This window comes from Stenotrophomonas sp. HMWF003 (assembly GCF_003061285.1).
GTDB lineage: Bacteria > Pseudomonadota > Gammaproteobacteria > Xanthomonadales > Xanthomonadaceae > Stenotrophomonas > Stenotrophomonas maltophilia_AP.
Map to the genome: position 1 here is coordinate 27806 of NZ_QAIW01000240.1, position 1176 is coordinate 28981.

Sequence of the window (1176 nt, forward strand, 5' to 3'; positions counted from 1 at the left end):
GGCCAGGCGCTCGGCCAGGTCCTTGGCCTTGACGTAGCGCAGTTCGTAGGAGAACAACCGTGCACTGCCGCCGGCGGTGTCGATGCGCTCCAGCCACTGCTGGATCTGGTCCAGGTAGCGTGCCTGCGGAGTGATCACCAGCACGGCATTGGCATTCTCCAGCGGCAGGAAGCGGAACATGCCGGCGCTCGGCGTCTTGCTTTCCTCGCCGAAGACCTTCTCCAGGTCGGCGGCGACCTGTTCGGCCTTGCCGGTCTGGATCGGGAACACGCCCACCGACATGCCCGACAGCCAGTCGACGTCGAAGATTTCCACGGTGCGCAGGTAGTTTTCCAGCTCGGCGCGCGTGCCGCCCAGGGTGATGACGTTGCGGCCGCTGTCGACGTTGACGATGGCATTGGGGCGCGCGTACGGCTCGAGCACCTTCTTCATTTCGGTGGCCGAGATGTACTGCAGCGGGATCACCCGCACTTCGAAGCCGCGCGCACTGGCCGCCGGGGCGGTGCTGGGTGCGACGGTGCCGGCCAGTGCCTGGTCGGCCGCCACGATGTTGTAGCGGCCGCCGCTGTAGACCATGCGGGCATTGTTCCAGCCCAGCACCATCTCCAGCAGGTTCAGCGCCTGCGCCGAGGACACCGGCTTGGGCGTGGCCAGGGTGACGGTGCCCTGCACGCCCGGTGCGATGACGTAGTTCTGGCCGAGCATGTCGCCCAGGATCGCCTTGACCACCGCGTGCACCGATTCGCCTTCGAAGTTGAAGGTGGCGGTGCCGTTGCCGGCCTGCGACAACGACGGTGCCGCCGCGGCGGCCGCGCTGCGGTTGATCATGGTGCCGGTGCCACGGCGGATCACCGGCTGCGGTGCGCCGGTTGCTTCCAGCGGTTCGGCATTCACGCCGTCGCGGGACCCGTCACCGGCGACCACCTGGTGGCTGTCGAGCACGGCGTTGCGGCGCACTTCCGGTGCGGGCACCGTGGCGCAGCCGACCAGCACGCTGGCAAGCAGGGACAGGGAGAAGAGACGCGGTGAGAAAAGGCGCAGTGTCATGCTGTCACTCTAAGGGTTCTGGCCGGAGCCGCCCGCGGGCGGTCGCTGCGATTGTTGTTGTTGCTGCAGTTGCTGGCGGCGCGCCTGGATGCGCGCACGGATGGCCTGCATCTGTGCATCACTGGGGCC

At 67.9% G+C, this 1176-nt stretch carries 1 protein-coding gene; it reads right to left on the reverse strand.

Annotation, left to right across the window (positions count from 1 at the left end; genetic code table 11):
- Positions 1 to 1047 (reverse strand): secretin N-terminal domain-containing protein (locus DBR34_RS22565; protein ID WP_308812528.1); only part of this gene is annotated, 1047 nt, incomplete at its 3' end.
- Between the last annotated feature and the right edge of the window lie 129 nt (positions 1048 to 1176).